The organism is Exiguobacterium artemiae 255-15, from assembly GCF_000019905.1.
Taxonomy (GTDB): domain Bacteria; phylum Bacillota; class Bacilli; order Exiguobacteriales; family Exiguobacteriaceae; genus Exiguobacterium_A; species Exiguobacterium_A artemiae.
Genome location: NC_010556.1, coordinates 389,582 through 410,110 on the forward strand (window position 1 = coordinate 389,582; position 20,529 = coordinate 410,110).

The following is a 20,529-nucleotide window of genomic DNA, read 5'->3' on the forward strand; positions in this document are numbered from 1 at the left end:
AACTGAGGGCACAAAGAAAACTCACTTAAAAGGAGGCACTTCAACAATGAAACGCATCCAGATTGCCGACTTTGATCGTCGAATGCCACCACTTGAACTACGAGAGATGGATGACTATTACGAAGCGGTATTGGTATCAAACTATGATGAATTGTATCCTTCGACCCAAGTACGGACGATACAGTTGGCAGATATTTATGTCAATCTTGTGATGACTTCTGAAGGGGCGCATCTCGTATCCGCGCTCTTTTTAAAACCGGTCGAAGTACCGGATATCGTCGCCTGGATGCAACTCTATACGATAGGTTTTGCGACAGCGGATGCAACAGGTTACTACGTGGAACAAGCAGATGAAATTTTAGAAATCGTTTTATATCAGGGAAATCCGATTGTCATTGCGACGAGAGGAACCGATCGATTGTACTATGAGACGGAAGGAGCAATTGAGATGCGGCGGGAATCAAGCGAAGTGATCGGGAAAAAACCATTGTTGTATTTGAATGGAGAAGCCCGGTTTGAGGTTCCTCATCTTGAGTTTAATCCGAATCAGGATGAGATTCATATTAACGGTACCTTTTTATTTGCAGACTATATGGATACGTATCAGGGACGGGTCGGATTTTTCCGGAAAACGGATTCGAATCTGCCGATTGTCTTATTGGTCGGTAAAGCCATTATCGAAATGGAACTGACAGAAAATCCGGATGGAAGCCGGATCCTTGTCATTGAGCAGCCATACGATGAAGCTTAATTTTCCCATGAGGATACCGGGGATTTTTTCTGAGAAAAGTTAAAAGGGACGAATCTTTAGCTAATCATGAAATCCCTTACAAAATATGCGAGAATAGGAATAGAGACAAAAAGGGAAGGGATGCGGGACGAACATGGTGAAAGAGATGCCACGAAATTCAAAGTGGATGCGTTCCTACAATCGGGCACTTGTATTACGTTTGATTCGGATGCATCAACCGATTTCACGGGTGGAACTGGCACAACAGACAAAATTGACGAAACCGACCGTTTCGAATATCGTCGGAGAATTGATTGCGGATCAACTCGTGATGGAGCGTGAACTCGGTGTCTCAAACGGAGGACGGAAACCGATTTTACTCGAACTCGTGGCGAAAGAACAATACGTCATCGGGATCGATGCAACCAGTCACCGTTTTATCGGCGTCATCGCGGATTTAAGCGGGAATACGATTCACGAAGTGGAAACGATGGGGAAATTTGATACGAATGAAGAATTAATGGAAGCTGTCGTTCAATTGTGTCAACAATTGATTGACGCAACCGATCAGGTCGGAACGATTCATGGAATCGGTATATCCGTTCACGGGATGGTTAATCCGGAGACCGGGGTCATTCTGTTTGCTCCCCGTTTTCACCTCCATGATGTCGCCTTAAAAGAACATTTGGAACAGCGTTTTGCGTATCCGGTGTTCATTGAAAATGATGTCCGGGCACTCGCTTCGTTTGAATTGTTATTCGGAGAAGGCGTCGGGGTCGACCAATTTTTCTATTTGTATGCCGGAGAAGGAATTGGGGGAGCATATGTCCTTGACGGGAAACTGATTGACGGCGAAAATCATATTACCGGTGAGGTCGGACATATGCGGCTTGATTTGGACGGACCAATCTGTTCCTGCGGTAACCGTGGCTGCCTTGAAGCATTAGCCGGTGAGAAAGCGTTATTACGTGATTTTGAAGCTGTTGATCCGCAAGTCAAGACGTTAACGGAACTCCGGCGACGCTTGACGGACCAGGATCCGCATGCGACGGCGGCATATCACAGGGCGGGCGAGTATATCGGAATCGGTGTCCTGAATACGATTCATCTGATCAATCCGAAACGTATTTTACTCGGGGGCCCGATGTTCGAACTGGCACCATCCATTGTCGATCAAATTAAAGAACGGGTCGAGCACACGGCTTTGACGACCGCTTCACGTGAAACCGACGTCAAGATGGTTCCTTGGAGTGAAAAACAAGGGGCACTCAGTGCAGCAGCACTCGCGACAAACAGTATTTTTCAAACGATTTAAAATCAGCTTGTTGGATGACGGTGTTATTTACCGGATTCAACAAGCTTTTTTGATGGGAATAAATGCCGAAAAAAATATTTTTTGAAACCGTTTACAAAACAAAACAGGATGTGCTATAGTTTTCTTAAAGTTAGATAATAAATTTAATTTACTAAGTTTTCATCAACTAGTGGAGGTGGATGCAGACCGGCAGGGACCGGTTAAGCTGAAACAGAAAGAAGGGGGCGTCGCGCAGATGGAAACAGAGGATTTATGGGTTTCCTACCGTGAAGCTTTCGGGCGTTACGGAGCAATCCGTGGCTTTTACGTGAACCGTTTGACAGGAGATATGACGGAACAACAGCCGGGAGATAAGCGGTCTGCAGATCAGGACGGCGTTCTCGTTCGGCCACGACAAGATGGAGTCTTTCAATTTCGAATGTCGTCCGTACAAGGGGTACTGACGATTCGGTCTTCAGAACTTCATCTTCGAAAAAATGAGAACGGATACATCGAGTTACGGGTGTTGATGCAACATATGCGCACAGCCGGTTGTTTGACGCTCGGTGGAGAATTTTATCTGTTCGTGACACCGGAAGTGGACACGCTCGACTATCGTCTACGACTGATTGCACGGGTCTTGATTCAACTCCAACGGATGCCGATTGGCATGGAAGTCATCGAACAATGGTGTCAACACGCACAGCTTGAAGGGTAACAGCTTAGAAAGTACGCTTGACCACTCACATACAAAAGGGGATCACTCACATGAAATTCAAAAAAACCAAAGTACTTGCAGCCGCATCAGTTCTGACATTATCGGCACTTCTCGCTGCTTGTGGCGGCGAAGATGAAAAACAAGCCACAACCAAAGACGGCAAAACAATCATTTCCTGGTGGGGTTGGGCACCTCAGCCTGAAGCCGGTAAGGAAGTCGTCGATGCCTTCAACAAATCACAGGACAAATACGTCGTCGAATTCAAACGGTACAGTGAAGATTACGAAAAGCAACTTCAAGTCGCGATGTTATCTGGTAAGGGACCAGACATCATCGGCTTAAAAGAACCAATGATTCAACAATACAAAGACCGTGTCGTACCGGTCGATTCTTACATGGATAAAGCAGCCGGCAAAGGATGGAAAGATAAATTCGTTGAGCTCGGAATTGATCAAACGACGATTGACGGCAAACAATATGCAGTTCCAATCGGATTTACGGGGCAAGCCTACTTGATGTACAACAAAACGATGCTTGATAAATACGGCGTAACACCACCGAAAAACTACAAAGAAACAGTCGACGCTGTCAAGAAAATCAAAGCGTCCGGCGATAAAGTCATTCCATTGATGCTCGGTGCAAAAGATGCTTGGATCGACATTGATGTCTACAACGTATTAAGCCACCAGGTAGCACCTGGTTACATCCAAAAGGTCTTATCTGGCGAAGCGAAATGGACAGACGACGAGATGGTCAAGACAGCGCAAATCTGGCAAGATCTGTTTGAAAAGAAAGTCTTCCAAGAAGGGGCACTCGGACTTGCGACATACAATGACGGGATGAACCAATTCTTCGATAAAAAAGCAGCGATGTGGGTCATCGGTTCGTGGGAAGCCCACTCGATGACGACAGCTGAGAAAAAAGACAAATGGAAAATCAAAGACGAGCTTGGCTTCACACCACTTCCAAACCTTGCAGGCGGAACAGAACAGCCGATCATCGCTTCCATCGATATGGCGCTTGCCGTCAACAAAGAATCAAAACAACAAGAAGGTGCAGCTGAATTCGTTGCCTTCATGAGCCAAGGTAAAGGACAAGAAGTTTACATGGGCGAGTTCGAAATGGCACCGGGAATCAAGGATGTCAAAATTGATTCAGATGCAGCCTTCACATCTGAAGGGGAAAAAGAGTCGTACAAAATGCTTAACGAAACACTTTCTAAAGCTGTAGCAAGCCGTGGTATCCGTGATACAAAACTGAACGATATCCTCGGTAAGGAACTTCAAAACATCGCGACGGGTCAAAATCCGAAAGAAGCACTCCAACGTGTTCAGGATGCAGCCGATCAATCGAAAAAATAAGAACGATACAGTGAAGTGGTGCGCCTAGCGTGCCACTTCCTGATTTTTAAAGATCAAGAAAGTGGGGAAATCGTTATGCAGACAGAGCAACAAGAATTGCCGATCAAACCGAAAGCGGAAACGCTGAAAGCAGCACCACGTCCGAACGTTCCGAAACAGAAGAAAAAAGGCAAAATGAAGCAAAACATGGTCGGTTGGGCCTTCGTAGGTCCCATCGTCCTGTTTGTCGTCGCGTTTATCTATTACGGCATTTTCTATAACGCCTATAACTCGTTCTTCTCGTGGGACGGCATTTCGTTTGATAAAGTCTTCGTCGGGTTTGAAAACTACGCGGAAATGTTCCGTGATCCGGATTTCTACCTCTCGCTTAAAAATACATTCATCTTCACGATCTTGACGGTTACGATTCAAGCTTTCATCGGTTTGGTTCTCGCGTACTTCCTGCACACACAGGGACCGTTGCGGACGGCGATGAAATCGGTCTTCTTCTTCCCGGTTGTCCTGAGTCCGGTTGTTCTTGGAGCCGCGTTCTCACAAATCTACGACTTCCAGTTCGGATACATCAATGAGTTTCTCCGTGCAATCGGTCTCGGCAGCCTGGAGCAAAACTGGCTCGGCGACCCGGATATCGCGCTTTATTCGGTCATCGCCATCAACATCTTCCAGTGGACAGGTTCATCGATGGTCATGTACTACATGGCGATGCTGACGATTGAAAAAGAAATCTTTGAAGCTGCTAAAATCGACGGAGCCGGATTCTTCCGGACGCTTTGGAGCATCGTCTTCCCGAACTTAAAAGGAACGACATTTACGTTATCAATTCTCGGAGTCATCGGTGGTCTGAAGACGTTTGATTTAGTCTGGATCACGACAGCCGGCGGACCCGGTTCTTCAACGGAATTCATCTCGACGTACCTGTTCCGTAAATCGATGCTGCAACAAGAAGTCGGTTTTTCAAGTGCCGTTGCCATCATCCTGCTGACAATCGCTTTACTGATCACGTACTTCCAGTTACGTGTGCAAAAGAAAATGGATAACTAAGGAGGAACGTCCCATGAATGTAGAATCTAAAAGAAGTCGTTGGGTCATCAACCTTGTCCTGATGCTCGCTTCGATCGTATGGCTGTTCCCGATCTTCGTCATGTTCAAGGAAAGCTTACGTGTCAACGGATTTGAAAACTATATCGCAACGCTGCAAAACCCGAATTTCCCGACATTCGTCTTTAACAGTTTCTTTGTCGCTTTCTTCATGATCATCATTTCGATCACGATTCTTGCGTTTGCCGCATTCGCGTTCTCAAAACTCGAATTCGCCGGAAAACGTCTGTTGTTCAACATGGTACTTGCCGGTCTGATGTTACCGGTCGCTTCCATGATCGTTCCATTGTTCTTCACATTACGGTCGTTTGACGGTCTGAATAACCACTGGGGCTTGATCGGGGCGGAAGTCGCGTTCTTCCTGCCGTTCGGTCTGATGCTGATTAAAGGATATTTTGACGAGCTGCCAAATGAGTTAATGGAAGCCGCGTACATTGACGGCGCGACGATTCTGGAAGTCTTCTTTAAAGTCATGTTGCCGCTTGCGAAACCGGCACTGGCAACAGCGTTAATCTATGCTTTCCTCAACTCGTGGAATGAGTATTTGATGGTCTTGACGTTCATGACGGATCCGGCTTATCAAACGGTCACGATGGCACCAAGCTTCTTCAAAGATGCGCTCGGCGGTGATCCGGGGAAAATCTATGCGTCACTCGTATTAATCAGTTTACCGACAATGGTCTTCTATATCTTCTTCCAACGTTTCTTCCAAAAAGGAATGACGGCAGGTGCAGTAAAATAATTTGTTTTGAGTCAGGGGGAGCACAATGTATTTAGGCGTCGATTATTACCCGGAACAAACTCCACGTGCGTTATGGGAGGAAGACTTCCGATTGATGAAAGAACTTGGTGTCAACGTCGTTCGGTTGGCGGAATTTGCCTGGACGATGATGGAGCCGGAAGAAGGAGTTTACGATTTCCGGTTTTGGGACGATATCATCGAACGCTTGAGTGCCGCCGGTTTTGACATCGTCCTCGGGACACCGACGGCAACACCACCGGCCTGGATGTGTCACAAGTATCCGGAGATTCTTCCGGCAGACGAGCACGGCGTGACAATCAGTTTCGGAGCCCGTCGCCATTATACGGTTCACAGCGAAACGTACCAACGTTTTTCCGTTGCCATCACGACAGAAATGGCGAAACGCTATGGAAAACACTCGCGTGTCATTGGTTGGCAGACGGACAACGAATACGGTCATGAGAAATCAGACCGTTCCTACAGCGATGTCGACCGGGCTGCTTTCCAGGTCTGGCTCAAAAACCGTTACGGCACGCTCGATGCGTTAAATGAAACATGGGGAACCGTCTTCTGGAGTCAAATCTATACGGCATGGGAGCAAATCCCGGTGCCGCGGAAAGTCTATCAGGAACACAATCCATCGTTACTTGTCGACTTCGACCGTTTCTGTGCCGACGGTTACAACCATTACAACAAACTGCAAGTCGATGCGCTCCGGGAACACATCCATCCGGAGGCCTTCATTACCCATAACCTCGTGTACAGCGACATGGCCGTCAATCAGCAGCAGATGGCACAGGATCTTGATTATGTCGCCTTTGATAACTATCCGGTCTGGGGCGGTTTGCCGGAACCGAACCGTTTCGAGAAGATGGCGAGCGATCATGACCTTTGCCGCTCCTCAAAACAAGGGAAAGGTTTTTGGGTGATGGAGCAGCTCAGCGGAGCGCAAGGCTGGAGCAAAATCGGTTACTTGCCGCGCCCGGGACATATCCGGTTGTGGACGTATCAGGCTGTCGCGCGCGGTGCCGAAGCGATCGTCTATTTCCGTTTCCGGGCGGCGTTGTTCGGAACGGAAGAGTTTTGTCATGGGATCATCGATCACGACGGAAAACCGAAGCGTAAATTCAACGAAGTCAAACAAATCATGACCGAACTGAACACGTTTGGTGACGAGATTAACGCGAGTAGCTATCGGGCGGAAGTCGGCGTGTATTTCGATCAAGAAAACGTCTGGGCCTGGACCCATCAGCCGCACAGTGATGCGTTTGATTTCCGGACCGAGTTCGTCCGTTTCTACGGTGGTGCCGTCCGGCGTCAAGCGTCGACGGATATCGTCTTCCCGGGAGACAAACTGGATCAATATAAATTAATCATCGTTCCGCTGTACTTCCTGACGAATCCGACATTCGATCAAGCGTTAATCGATTACATGGAGCAGGGCGGACACGTCATCTTCACGTACCGGACCGGCGTCAAGGATCCGCACAACAATGTCCTGCCACTGACGTTGCCTGGTCAGTTCGCAACGTATGCCGGGATTGAAATCGATGAGTACGAATCGTTGCAAGCCGTGCAGGAAAACCGGGTGGAAGGGATCGGAAAATTCGCGGGACAAGGCTCACCGGCCCGTCTCTGGTGTGATTTGATTACACCGACGACAGCCGAACCGCTTGCTGTCTACCGCGATACGTTTTATGACGGCGTCGCTGCCGTGACACGCAACGAATACAAAGGAATGATTACCTATATCGGCGCATCGATTGACGATGCGATGATCGATACGATTTACCGTCAAGCGTTTCTCGATGCCGGTGTTCAAACGTTTGAAGCACCGGATCAAGTCGAGATTGTACGCCGTCATGGTGAGACACGTGATTTCCTCTTCCTGATGAATCACGATACGAAAGCAAGCCGGGACGTTGTGCTCGATGCTGCCTATCAAGAGTTGAATACGAACGAGACATATAGTGGAACAGTGACGCTCGCCCCACTCGAGACGCTGATTCTGACAACGTAAGGAGGAGAACGACCATGGCCATTCTTGAACTGCCGAATCAGCGTTTCGTCCTCGAAGGACAACACGTCGCGCATGTCGTGACAATCGGACAGCACGGCAAAGTGTTGCATACGTATTTTGGAGCGCGTCTGCCGTACCCATCCGACTATGAAGCCTTACCGAATCCGGTCCTGGCACACAGCTCATTTGAATCGCCGGACGGGGTTGCGGTCTATGACTTCATTCCATTTGGTGAGATGGTCTACACAGAACCGACTTTAAAATCAGAACGGGAGGACGGGCAACGAATCAGTCAGTTCGTTTTTGAACGCGCCGAACAATCCGGCAATGGATTGATCTTATGGTTGTTTGATTCGTTACAGGAACTCCGGGTCGGTATCAAATACGACCTGTACGAAACGTACGATATGATCGGGCGATCACTCGTGATTGAAAACACAGGAACACAATCCGTCCGGTTGACGACGGCCCAATCGTTTGCGATGGGGATTTTACAACGACCGGACTTGAACTTACACCACTTCGCGGGAACATGGACCGGTGAATTCCAAAAACAAGTCACACCGCTGACATCGGGACGTAAGACAATTGACAGCCGACGGGGTGTGACGAGTCACCAGGCGAATCCGTGGTTCGCTTTGGAACACGGCGCAACGGAATCAGCCGGCGAAGTCATTTACGGACATTTCGCTTATTCCGGCAACTGGTCGATGCACTTCGAGCAGGATGCCTTCGGATTCGTCCAGCTATCGGGCGGGATGAATGAGTTTGATTTCAGCTGGCGACTTGAAGCCGGTCAGCATCTTACGACACCGGAATTTTATATCGGATACGCGCCAGACGGCTTTGCCGGGATGAGTGCCCGCGCCCACGATTTCCAGCGGGACGTCATCATGCCGGAATCGGACCGGAACAAGGTTCGGCCGGTGCTCTATAACTCCTGGGAAGCGACCTATTTTGACGTGACGGAACACGGTCAACGAACACTGGTGGATCAAGCCGCTGCCATCGGCTGTGAACTGTTTGTCGTCGATGACGGCTGGTTCGGTGAACGGAACTCCGACCAGGCCGGTCTTGGCGACTGGGTCGTCAATCCGGAGAAGTTTCCGAACGGATTAACGCCGTTGATTGATTATGTGAAACAACAAAACATGTCATTTGGACTTTGGGTCGAACCGGAGATGGTTAATCCGGATTCAAATTTATACCGGACCCATCCTGACTGGATTTATCACAGTCCGGGTGCCCGTCGGACGACATCACGCAATCAGTTTGTCTTGAATATCGGCTTGCCGGAAGTGGAACAATTCGTATTCCGGATGATGGATGAACTGCTCGCAACCCACGCCATTGATTACATCAAATGGGATATGAACCGTGCATTTTCGGAACCGGCTCTCCCGGGTGCGACACCGGCAGAACAACAGGAATTATGGAAGCGGCATGTCGATGCGCTGTACCGGATTTTTGACAGATTGCGCGTCTGTCATCCGGAAGTTGATTTTGAAGCGTGTGCCGGAGGCGGCGGACGGATTGATCTCGGAATTCTCAAACGGACGGAACAAGTCTGGACGAGTGACAATACGGATCCACTGGATCGCTTGACGATCCAACACGATTTCTCCTTTGCCTACAATGCGAAGATGATGAGTTGCTGGGTGACGGATGGTCCGAACTGGCTCAACGGTCGGAACTTACCGCTTGCAACACGCTTCGTGTCTTCGATGCAGGGAACACTCGGCATCGGCGGTAACTTAAGCGAATGGACAACGGAAGAATTGGCGGAAGCAGCTGAATGGATTGCGACGTACAAGACGATTCGGGAAACCGTTCAATTCGGTCGTCAGTACCGGTTGAAGGCGGACCGCGTGGCGGCTTCCCTCATGCAATATACTTCAAACGATCAAACGGTGATTCTGGCGGTCGCCCCGATGCGTAAACACGGAATCGGTCACTACCATTTCCGGTTAGCCGGCCTTGAGGAAACCACACTCTATCAGGTTGAAGATCGTCAACTGAGTGGTGCTTACTTGATGCAACAAGGTCTGACCTGGAACTACACGAACGATTATGAAGCACGTTGCCTGCGGATCCAACCGGTTCATCGCAGCATACCTACATCAGAGTCAAAGGAGCCGATCGTATGACAGACCAGACATTAGAACAGATTTTCGAACAACAATTCGGTCAATCGTCGACCCACCGTTTTTTTGCACCGGGCCGGATTAACTTGATCGGAGAACATACAGATTATAACGGTGGTCATGTCTTTCCGTGTGCCTTGACGCTCGGCACCCATGCGGTCGCCCGAAAACGGGACGATGTGGTCTTTCGGTTTTATTCGCTGAATTTTGAAGATGACGGGATCATTGAAGTCGCAGGTGATGACTTGACGCCTCAATCTGCCCATGGCTGGGCCAACTATGCCAAAGGAATGATTCATGTCTTACGGGAAGCCGGTTACCGGATTGATACAGGGTGCGACATTTTAATTAAAGGTGATATCCCGAATGGTGCCGGATTATCTTCGTCCGCGTCACTCGAACTCGTCATCGGTGTCTTACTCGATAAACTGTACAATCTGGATATCGATCGGATTGACCTCGTTAAATACGGTCAACAGGTCGAAAACCAGTACATCGGCGTCAACAGCGGCATCATGGACCAATTTGCCATCGGGATGGGCAAAGCGGGATCCGGTCTGTTACTGGATTGTGAGACACTTGACTATACGTATGCACCGCTTGATTTATCCGGTTATACGATCATCATCATGAATACGAACAAACGCCGTGAACTGGCCGATTCAAAATACAATGAACGCCGCTCGGAATGCGAAGCGGCGCTCGCTTATCTGCAACAGTACCGTCCGTATGCCTCACTCGGCCAATGGTCGATGAATGAATTCGAAACGGTTTCGTTTGAGGACGAACGATTGGAACGACGGGCCCGGCATGCGATTTCTGAGAATGAACGGACATTGCAGGCACTGGATGCACTCAAAGAAGACCGGCTCGAAGCATTTGGTCAACTGATGAACGCTTCCCACCGTTCGTTACGGGTCGATTATGAAGTAACGGGGAAAGAACTCGATACATTGGTCGAAGCCGCTTGGGCGCAACCGGGAGTTCTCGGTGCCCGGATGACAGGTGCCGGTTTTGGCGGCTGCGCGATTGCAATCGTTGAAGACGACACAGTGGAAACATTCATGACGGCAGTCGGACACGCGTATGAGACCGAAATCGGTTATCCGGCATCGTTTTATACGGCAACCGTTGGCGATGGAGCACGAGAAGTCGAACAGGAGGTTATCTAAATGGCAGTACTCGTAGTAGGTGGAGCAGGATATATAGGATCACACGCAGTCTATCAACTGGTCGATGCCGGACAAGATGTTGTTGTCATCGATCATTTAAAATCGGGACACCGGGAAGCGGTTCATCCGAAAGCCCGTTTTTACGAAGGGGATATTCGGGATCGTGCTTTCCTTGACACGGTGTTTGAGAAGGAAACAATCGATCAGGTCGTACATTTTGCGGCCTTTTCGTTAGTCGGCGAATCGATGGAGCACCCGCTCGCTTATTTTGATAACAATGTCTACGGCACACAAGTGTTGCTCGAAGCCATGATGGCACATGACGTGAAGCAAATCGTCTTCTCGTCGACAGCTGCGACATACGGTGAACAGGAACAGATGCCGATTCTTGAGACGGCCACGACGAATCCGACGAATGCTTACGGTGAAACGAAGCTGATGATGGAGAAGATGATGCGTTGGTGTGAAACGGCATATGGTCTGAACTATGTCGCGCTCCGCTACTTTAATGTTGCCGGAGCACGCGCAACGGGTGAAATCGGAGAAGATCATACACCGGAAACCCACCTGGTTCCGCTTGTCCTCGAAGTCGCCAACGGGCAGCGGCCGGTGATTTCGATTTACGGCGATGATTATGCGACGGAAGATAGCACGTGTATCCGTGACTATATCCATGTCGAGGATTTAATCGATGCCCACCTGTTGGCACTGGAATATTTAAAACAAGGCAACACGAGTGACGTCTTTAATCTCGGTTCAAGCCGCGGCTTTTCAGTCCGGGAAATCATTGAAGCGGCACGCCGTGTAACGGGACATGCGATTCCGGAACAGGTTGTCGCACGACGCGCCGGAGACCCGAGTACATTGATTGCGGGATCTGATAAAGCGAAAAAGGTTCTCGGCTGGACACCGCGCCGGACAGAAATCGACACCATCATTCAAGATGCATGGCGTTGGCATGAACAGCGTCCGCAAGGCTACAAAACACCTGTACGGTAAAGAGAGAGTTAGGAGAGTGAATGGCGATGAATGAACTCATCAAACAATTAACAGAGCAGGCGGTCCGTCAACGGTTGATCGAACCGGAAGATACGGTCTACGCAAGAAACCGTCTCTTATCCTTGCTCGGGGAAGCTGCATACGTGGATCCGGGAACCGTCGGAACGCGTCCGATTCCTGATCTTTTGGAAGAGATGATTGAACAACAGATCACGGCCGGGAAGCTGGCACCACGTCTGGACGAAAAAGAACGGTTAGCGGCAGAATTGATGGATGTGTTCGTCGATCGCCCGTCTCAGATCACTTCGACTTTCCATCAGCTGTACGCGGAACATCCGCAACAGGCGACTGACTATTTTTATCAGCTCAGTCAAGCGAATAATTACATCCAAACAAAACGGATCGCTAAAAATATTCAGTATCAGGCGGATACGGTCTACGGGGAAATCGATATTACGATCAATTTATCAAAACCGGAAAAAGATCCCCGTGAAATTGCGGCGGCCCAGACAGAAATCGTTGAATCAACGTACCCGACCTGCCTCTTGTGTGTTGAAAACGTCGGCTATGCCGGACGGAGTAATCATCCGGCCCGTGCGAATCACCGGATTGTACCGCTGACACTCAGTGGCGAATCTTGGGCGTTACAATACTCGCCGTACGTTTATTACAACGAACACAGCATCATCTTGTCGCAGGAGCACCGGGACATGGTCATTAACCGTCAAGCCTTTGCGCGGTTGCTTGAATTCGTCGCCCAGTTCCCGCATTATTTTGCCGGATCCAATGCGGACCTGCCGATCGTCGGCGGATCGATTTTGACGCATGATCATTATCAGGGCGGACGGTATGAATTTGCGATGGACCGGGCGAAGACGCTCCAAGAGTTCGTCCTACCGGATCATCCGGATGTGGCCGGTGAAACATTACATTGGCCGTTGACGGTCGTTCGGTTGAGCAGTACCGATGCTGACGCACTACTCGATGCGGCGGACGAGGTCTATCAGACCTGGTTGACGTACGAAGATACCGATCATCAGATTCTCGCAGCGACGGATGGTGTCCGCCACAATACGGTGACACCGATTGCCCGGATGCGCGGCGAACGGTTTGAACTTGATCTCGTCTTGCGCAACAACCGAACATCGGAAAAACATCCGGACGGCATCTTCCATACGCATGCCGACATTCACCATATCAAACGCGAAAACATCGGTTTGATTGAAGTAATGGGTCTCGCGGTGTTGCCGGCCCGTCTGTTAAGTGAACTTGAGCAAGTCGAACAGTTTATCGTAGGGACGGCTGATTCGACAGCTCCTTCGCATCAAGAATGGGCAACGGAATTGAAGGCGGCCTACACCGGACAAGACGTGACGGACTATGTCCGCCAAGCGGTCGCAGCAAAATTTGTCCGCGGACTCGAAGATTGTGGTGTCTTTAAACAGACGCCGGACGGGCAGGCGGGACTTGACCGCTTTCTTGAAAAGGTCAGCCGCCAAGTGGCAGGTGATCGGCGATGACGAAACAGACAGCATTGATCCGGGAGACGGATCTCATTCGTCACACGCTGACGCAACCGGGAATCGAAGTCGAGATTTGGAATTATGGCGGTATCATCAATGACATTCGTGTTGCGGATCGGGATGGCCGGATCGAGAGTGTCGTTCTGGGTTTTGACACATTAAAGGAGTACCGGGACCATTCTCCATATTTCGGGGCCATCGTCGGCCGGGTCGCCGGGCGTATCGGACAAGCGCAAATGGAAGTGGAAGGAACCGTCTATCCACTGGCAGCAAATGATGGCAGGCATCATCTGCACGGAGGCATCAAAGGATTTGATCAAACACTTTTTGACATCGTCGAAGCCGCAACGGACCGGCTTCACCTCCGGTTGGTCAGTCCGGACGGAACGGAAGGGTACCCCGGGAACGTCACGCTCGATGCCATCTATCAGCTGGACGGTCTCGAATTGACGCTGACGATGCACGCGACGACGGATCAGACGACACCGTTGAATCTGACGAATCATACGTACTGGAATTTGTCGGGGAACTTACAACGGGATATCCTCGACCATCAATTGACGATCCCAAGTGAGATGTACTTGCCTGTCGGAGCGGATTTACTGCCAACCGGTGAGTTGCGGGACGTGACGGGGACTCCCCTTGATTTTCGTTCCGGACGTTCGATCCGCAATGGTGCGGAGTCCGATCATCCGGAAACGGTCGCAGCTGGACATGGGTACGATCATCCGTTTCTGCTCTCGGGACAGCCGATTCGGTTGGAAGACCCGGCAAGTGGCCGGTCTCTTGAAGTGACAACCAATCAACCCGTCGTCATTCTCTATACGGGGACGCAACTCGAGACGGATTATGAAATCCGCGGTGTCCGTTCCCGTCCTTCACTCGGACTGTGTCTTGAAACGCAGGTTCATCCGAATGCAGTGAATGAACCTAGTTTCCCGGATATTTTGGTTAAACCAAATCAGATCTACCACTGGGAAATGACTTACCGGTTTGGTGTAAATAACGATTGAACCAACGGGATACCCGGGATTATCTTTTTTCATAGCAGAGGCGTCGGAGTAAAATCCGGCGCCTCAGACTGAAGACAAAGTAGCGGTTTTTCTCTTGATCGAGAAGAACCGCTTTTTTGTTCGCTTCGAATCGTTTTCCTGGGACAAGCATCGCGCCGCATCGCTTTGCTGCTGGGTCGCTCCTGCTTGTTTTTCCCTAGGAAGCGATTTCGAGCGAACAAACACTGTTTCTTTCACGCCTTTTCCTCAGGTGAGACACCGGCCAGTTTGCGCTTTTTTCTATAGGAGTCGCGTGAAGGCGAGTGATTCTTTTTTTTTACGGAATCAGGGTGGCGGACTATCATTCCGCCACCCTGATTTTTATAGAGAGTGACTTTTGAGTCAGTCCCTTTTTGTGTATGAACCAAGTGTTTCCCGATATTCTTCAATCACAGGAAAGGGAGTTTCGAGGACGAGACCTGTTCGATCTCCAACAGCTGACGTTTCATGTTCAGACCGCCCCAGTAACCGGTTAAGTCGCCTTTTTTGCCGACGATGCGGTGGCAGGGAACGACAATTAGGACACGATTTTTACTGATGGCTGTTCCGACAGCACGCGTCGCACCCGGTCGATAGATCTGCTTAGCGATATCGGAGTACGTCACCGTCACACCGTACGGAACCTGACATAAAGCCTGCCAGACTTCCAATTGAAAGGGTGTACCGATCAAATGCAGCGGGAGGGAAAACCGGGTCCGTACCCCGTTTAAGTATTCAAGAAGTTGTTCCTGGTATGGTTGCATGATACGTGGATGCTCAATCAGTTCAGCCCGGGGTAAATGCTTTCGGATCCAGTCGTCAAATAAGTCCGACGGTTCATTTAACGCACCGACATAACAGAGTCCGGTTTCCGATGCCGCAATGGGAAAGGATGTGTCGTTCCAGTTCAACCGTGTAAAGTAGACTTCCATCGTCTAACCTCCTTCGCACTAAAAATCCAAACAACAAACCGGCCGTTACCTAGGAAAAGGAACGGTCCGGTTGCAACTTACGACTTCGCTAAGACATCCTGCTGACGAGGCGGTAAATGAATTGCCTGTCCGAGCAAGGCTTCGATAGCTTCCGTAAAGGCTTCGTTTCGACTTGGATGCGGCATGACCGGGAAGCGGACGTCTTCTTCTTTCGCATGCAGTTCAAGCGTCTGAGCAAAGACACCGGCCAATTCGATCGCACCTTCGCCGATCATATGAATACCGAGGATGAGACTGGTCGTCGCATCGGAAATCACTTTGATGAATCCGCTACCTCCTTCGATGGTCGTCGCTCCATTGGCGTTAAGTGCGAACTGCGCGGTCCGGAACGAATGACCGGCGTCTGTCGCCGTTTGTTCCGTCAAGCCGATCGAGACAATGGGCGGAAGGGAGCGGATGATGGTCGGATAATAGGGAACCGTCGTATCAGCCGACTGTCCGCTCAGATGTTCAGCGGTCCGTTTTGCCTCGTGGATGGCACGTGTTGCAATAGCGGGACCGGGTGTCACATCGCCGATGGCATAAATGTGAGGACGGTTCGTCTGTCCGAATGGATCGACGGGAATCGTTCCGTCTTCTGCTAACGTCACACCGATTCGTTCAAGCCCAAGCTCCAATGTATGCGGAACCCGGGGTAACGAGTGAAACAGGAAAGGAGCGGACCAGGTCGTTTCCTGCCCCTGTTTGACAACAGTCACGGTCACGTCCTCCTGAGCTTCGATTGCCGTGACGGTACCGGTGACCAACTGGATTTTTTGTTTTTTAAAGAGACGCCGCAACTCTTTGTCGAGACTCGGATCAAAATCGAATGCATCTGCAATCAGTGTGACTGACGTCCCGAGGGCTTGAAAACTCATGGCGGCTTCGATCGCGATATAGTCCTGTCCGATGATGACGAGACGTTCGGGTAACTCGGTCAATTGATATAACTGTTCGGCATTCAGTACGGAAGGGGCATCTTGCTTGATGCTGTGACTGCCGGTCGCAATCACGACATCGTTAAACCGGTACGTATCAAACTGATGCCCGAGCTCGACACCGATCCGGTCATCCGCCAAGAAGGAAGCCGTTCCGTGAACGACTTCAATTGCGTTGGCCTGACAGAGCGCTTCGACTCCGGTTCGTAATTGACGGATGGTCCGTTCCCGGTACTCGACCAATTGACTGAAATCATGTGTCGGATGAAACGAGAAGCCGAGAGCAGTCATATGTTTCGTTTGCAGTTTGACTTCTGCGGCATGAGCAACGACTTTAGACGGAATACATCCTTTGTTCAAACAAAGTCCGCCGATTTGTGCCTGTTCAATCAAAGTGACGGTTCGACCCAATTGACTGGCACGGATCGCAGCGGTGTAACCGGCTGGACCACCGCCAAGAATCACTAAATCACGTTCTTGCGTCAGTTCACCTACGACCATTTAAATCAGCTCCATCAATAAAGTAGTGGGGTGTTCGATCAATCCGGCGAACCGGTTCGTAAAAGCAACGGCCGTTGCGCCGTCGGCGACGCGGTGATCAAAGGACATCGAGAGATTCATCATCGAACGGATGACGATTTGATCGTGGTCGTCAACACAGACCCGTTTTTTTGTTTTATGGAAGGCAATCAAAGCAGTTTCCGGATAGTTGATGATTGGCGTCGCTCCCGTACTTCCGAGGGGACCGACATTACTCATCGTGAACGTGCTTGGTTTCAGGTCTGCAGCGCGTAAATCGCCTGTCTTGGCACGGGCCGACAGTTCTGCGACACGCGTGTGCAACTGTTGCATCGTCAATTTGTCAGCGTCACGGACGACCGGCACAATCAGTCCATCCGCCGTCTCGGTTGCGACGCCGATATGAAACTGTTGCTCGAGAATGATCTGTTCGTTGGCCTCATCAAGTTTAGCGTTAAAGACCGGGAAGTCTTGCAGTGCGAAGATCAAGGCTTTAATGAAAAAGGCGTTGACGCTGATCGGTTTACCGGCCGTCTTTAATTCTTCGCGTAAGGCGAGCAGGCGGGTCATATCGACTTCTTCGAAATGCGTGACATGCGGAATCGTAAAGAGCGACTGTGTCATTTTTTTAGCGATCTGCTTCCGGATGCCTCGGAACGGAATCGTTTCGACCGGGTTAGCGGAAAGTGTACTTGTCTGTTCGACGACATCGGTTTTCTCGACGGAAGTATCGGCATCAAGGAACCGCCGGACATCTTCCTCTGTCACACGACCTGACGGATCGGAAGGCGGAACTTGTTCCAAATCAATTCCATGTTCACGTGCGATTTTACGCGTGTACGGTGTAGCCAAGACACGCCGATTATTTGACGGAACAGCCGGTGTGACAACAGGCGGCCGGACTTTGATTTGTTCCGTCGTCTGCTGGATCGGTTGTTCCGCAGTTACGGCCGTTTCTGTTTCAAGGGCTTCAATCAATAATAGGACCGTACCGACCGAGACGGTTTGACCGACAGGGATGATGAGGTCCGTAACGACACCGGAAACCGGTGCCGGTAATTCAGCGACCATTTTATCGGTCGACACTTCGACGACAGGCTGATCAATTGTGACACGATCCCCGACCCGGACCAGATAGTTCGCGATTTCACCTTCCGTCATCCCTTCACCGACGTCATGCAGCTTTACTTCAATCATCACATTCACTCCTTAAAAATCGACCGTACGCTGGATCGCTTCAAGCACACGCGTCGGCGTCGGGATGTAATGGTCCTCCAGGGCGAATAATGGAACAGGAACGTCGAACCCGGTGACGCGGGCAACTGGTGCCCGTAAATATAAGAACGAAGTATCGTTGATCAGCGCAAGCAGATCATTTCCAAGACCACCCGTTGCCTGGGCTTCATGAATGATCACAGCCCGGCCGGTTTTTTGGACCGATGCTGAAATCGTTTCACGATCCAGCGGATAAAGGGTCCGTAAATCAATCACTTCACAGGAGATACCACGGGTCGCGGCTTCCGTCGCGGCTTTTTGTGCGACTTGAACCATTGCTCCCCAGGCAATCAGGGTCACGTCCTGCCCTTCGGTGATGCAGTTGGCTTTACCGATTTCAATCGTATACGCTTCACTCGGAACCGGCTCCTTAAAGGCCCGGTAACTCCGCATCGACTCGAGGAACAGGACCGGGTCCGGATCTTCAATGGCGGCAATCAATAATCCTTTCGCATCATACGGCGTCGAAGGGCAGACGACTTTCAGGCCGGGCATCGAAGTAAACAGCGCTTCCGTACTGTCGGAATGGATTTCCGGTGCCCGAATGCCGGCTCCATAAGGTGCACGGATGACCATCGGTACACCGTAACGTCCCATTGTCCGCATCCGGATCCGTGAGACGTGGGTCATGATCTGTTCGTAAGCAGGATAGATAAAACCGAGAAATTGGATTTCGACAATCGGCTTAAATCCGTTGACCGCGAGACCGATCGATGTTCCGACGATGCCGGCTTCACTAAGCGGCGTATCGATGATCCGGTCTTCCCCGAACTCTTCCTGCAAACCGTCCGTTGCCCGGAAGACACCGCCGTTTTTTCCGACATCTTCTCCGAGTACAAGCGTCGTCTCATCGTCCGTCAGTTTTGTCCGTAAAGCATCGGTGACAGCCTGGACAAGCGTCATCTCTGTTTGCCGATTGATAGGTGTCGCCATGTTAATTCCCCCTTGCAGTCAGATAATCCGTTTTTTGACGGACTAAATCGTCCGGTAATGTTGCAAACGTATGGTCAAATAAATCATTGACGTCAGGCGGCGGGAAGGATTCCATCGTCTTGACGGCGGCTTCGACTTCTTCCTGATGACGGGACCGAATCGTTTCGATCTCCTGCTCATCATAAAAGCCCTGTTCCTTCATGAATGCTTCTAGTCGCTCGAGAGGATCCACTCGGTCCCGGGAGCGTTCCTGATCGCGGTATTTCGACGGATCGTCCGCCGTCGTATGGGCACCGAAGCGCCACGTGACGGCTTCGATCAATGTCGGACCGCCACCGGAACGGGCCCGCTCCAGTGCTTTTTGCATCGTGAAATACACGGCGAACACGTCATTGCCGTCAATCCGTACACTTGGCATACCGTATGCCAATGCTTTTTGGGCAATCGTTTCCGAATGCATCTGTTTTTGAATCGGGACGGAAATCGCATAGCCGTTGTTTTGATTAAACAGGATCACCGGAGCCTGGAAGACGCTGGCGAAATTCATGCCTTCATGAAAATCACCTTCCGACGTCGCTCCGTCGCCAAAGTAAGCGACGGCAACTTGGGTCGATCCTTTTCGTTTTTCCGCCCATGCCGCACCGACTGCGTGCGGAATTTGTGTGGCGATCGGAACAGCGGGTGGAAAGATATGCAACTCATCCGTCGCGACACAGCCTTCGACGCGTCCGTTCCAATATAAGAACGTCCGGACCATGTCGGCGCCAAACGTCAGTGTTGCTCCGTGATCCCGGTATGTCGGGAAGACCCAGTCTTTGTCCTGCAACGCATACGCACTGCCGACCTGTGCGGCTTCCTGTCCTTCGAACGGTGCATAGGTGCCAAGCCGCCCTTGACGTTGGAGATTGATCGCTTTCCGGTCAAACGTCCGGATTCGGTTCATATGTGTAAATAAGGCGAGGCTCAAGTCTTTTGTCAGCAAATCGGTTTTAGATGTATCCGTCACTTGTCCCGCATCATCAAGGATCCGGTAAATCGGAAATTCGGTTTCCATTGGTGTC

17 protein-coding genes are annotated in these 20,529 nt (G+C 50.5%); 12 read left to right on the forward strand and 5 right to left on the reverse strand.

Features of this window, described 5'->3' with window-relative positions; translation table 11 throughout:
* Nucleotides 1-46 precede the first annotated feature (46 nt).
* The 12 genes from EXIG_RS02075 to EXIG_RS02130 all read left to right on the forward strand — a co-directional run bounded on the left by EXIG_RS02075 (nt 47) and on the right by EXIG_RS02130 (nt 14,814).
* Nucleotides 47-751: a hypothetical protein gene (locus EXIG_RS02075; protein WP_012369277.1), complete on the forward strand. Its 705-nt coding sequence runs from the start codon at nt 47-49 to the stop codon at nt 749-751.
* Nucleotides 752-896: 145 nt separating this feature from the next.
* On the forward strand, nt 897-2,045 hold the full coding sequence (locus EXIG_RS02080; protein ID WP_233494599.1) for an ROK family transcriptional regulator: 1,149 nt from the start codon (nt 897-899) through the stop codon (nt 2,043-2,045).
* Nucleotides 2,046-2,280: 235 nt separating this feature from the next.
* Entirely contained in the window at nt 2,281-2,742 is a 462-nt protein-coding gene (locus EXIG_RS02085) for a hypothetical protein (RefSeq protein WP_012369279.1), read from the forward strand.
* Between the two features lie 50 nt (nt 2,743-2,792).
* Entirely contained in the window at nt 2,793-4,103 is a 1,311-nt protein-coding gene (locus EXIG_RS02090) for an ABC transporter substrate-binding protein (protein WP_012369280.1), read from the forward strand.
* A gap of 75 nt (nt 4,104-4,178) precedes the next feature.
* Nucleotides 4,179-5,144 carry a carbohydrate ABC transporter permease gene (locus EXIG_RS02095; protein WP_012369281.1) on the forward strand — a complete coding sequence of 322 codons (966 nt, stop codon included), beginning with the start codon at nt 4,179-4,181 and terminating at the stop codon, nt 5,142-5,144.
* Nucleotides 5,145-5,157: 13 nt separating this feature from the next.
* Nucleotides 5,158-5,943: a carbohydrate ABC transporter permease gene (locus tag EXIG_RS02100; RefSeq protein ID WP_012369282.1), complete on the forward strand. Its 786-nt coding sequence runs from the start codon at nt 5,158-5,160 to the stop codon at nt 5,941-5,943.
* A gap of 25 nt (nt 5,944-5,968) precedes the next feature.
* Nucleotides 5,969-7,963, forward strand: a complete 1,995-nt coding sequence (locus EXIG_RS02105; protein WP_012369283.1) for a beta-galactosidase — start codon at nt 5,969-5,971, stop codon at nt 7,961-7,963.
* A gap of 14 nt (nt 7,964-7,977) precedes the next feature.
* Entirely contained in the window at nt 7,978-10,110 is a 2,133-nt protein-coding gene (locus EXIG_RS02110; RefSeq protein ID WP_012369284.1) for an alpha-galactosidase, read from the forward strand.
* Nucleotides 10,107-11,279 (forward strand): galactokinase, encoded by a 1,173-nt coding sequence (locus EXIG_RS02115; protein WP_012369285.1) that lies wholly within the window; start codon nt 10,107-10,109, stop codon nt 11,277-11,279. Before EXIG_RS02110 ends, EXIG_RS02115 begins: the two co-directional genes overlap by 4 nt.
* The gene (gene galE / locus EXIG_RS02120; RefSeq protein WP_012369286.1) at nt 11,280-12,278 is read left to right on the forward strand and encodes a UDP-glucose 4-epimerase GalE; all 999 of its coding nucleotides are present in this window, start codon (nt 11,280-11,282) and stop codon (nt 12,276-12,278) included.
* 20 nt (nt 12,279-12,298) lie between these two features.
* Entirely contained in the window at nt 12,299-13,798 is a 1,500-nt protein-coding gene (locus tag EXIG_RS02125; protein WP_012369287.1) for a UDP-glucose--hexose-1-phosphate uridylyltransferase, read from the forward strand.
* On the forward strand, nt 13,795-14,814 hold the full coding sequence (locus EXIG_RS02130) for an aldose epimerase family protein (RefSeq protein ID WP_012369288.1): 1,020 nt from the start codon (nt 13,795-13,797) through the stop codon (nt 14,812-14,814). The genes EXIG_RS02125 and EXIG_RS02130 overlap by 4 nt, the downstream gene beginning before the upstream one ends.
* 428 nt (nt 14,815-15,242) lie before the next feature.
* On the opposite strand, the gene EXIG_RS02135 is transcribed toward EXIG_RS02130, so the two are convergent.
* The 5 genes from EXIG_RS02135 to pdhA form a co-directional block, all read right to left on the reverse strand.
* Nucleotides 15,243-15,764, reverse strand: a complete 522-nt coding sequence (locus EXIG_RS02135; protein WP_012369289.1) for a methylated-DNA--[protein]-cysteine S-methyltransferase — start codon at nt 15,762-15,764, stop codon at nt 15,243-15,245.
* Between the two features lie 77 nt (nt 15,765-15,841).
* Nucleotides 15,842-17,242: a dihydrolipoyl dehydrogenase family protein gene (locus EXIG_RS02140; protein ID WP_012369290.1), complete on the reverse strand. Its 1,401-nt coding sequence runs from the start codon at nt 17,240-17,242 to the stop codon at nt 15,842-15,844.
* The gene (locus EXIG_RS02145) at nt 17,243-18,457 is read right to left on the reverse strand and encodes a dihydrolipoamide acetyltransferase family protein (protein ID WP_012369291.1); all 1,215 of its coding nucleotides are present in this window, start codon (nt 18,455-18,457) and stop codon (nt 17,243-17,245) included. It lies immediately after the preceding gene.
* A 12-nt stretch (nt 18,458-18,469) separates the two neighbouring features.
* Nucleotides 18,470-19,468, reverse strand: coding sequence for an alpha-ketoacid dehydrogenase subunit beta (locus EXIG_RS02150; RefSeq protein WP_012369292.1), 999 nt, complete (start codon nt 19,466-19,468; stop codon nt 18,470-18,472).
* A gap of 1 nt (nt 19,469) precedes the next feature.
* A complete protein-coding gene (gene pdhA / locus EXIG_RS02155) occupies nt 19,470-20,522 on the reverse strand; it encodes a pyruvate dehydrogenase (acetyl-transferring) E1 component subunit alpha (protein WP_012369293.1) in 1,053 nt (350 codons plus the stop codon).
* Between the last annotated feature and the right edge of the window lie 7 nt (nt 20,523-20,529).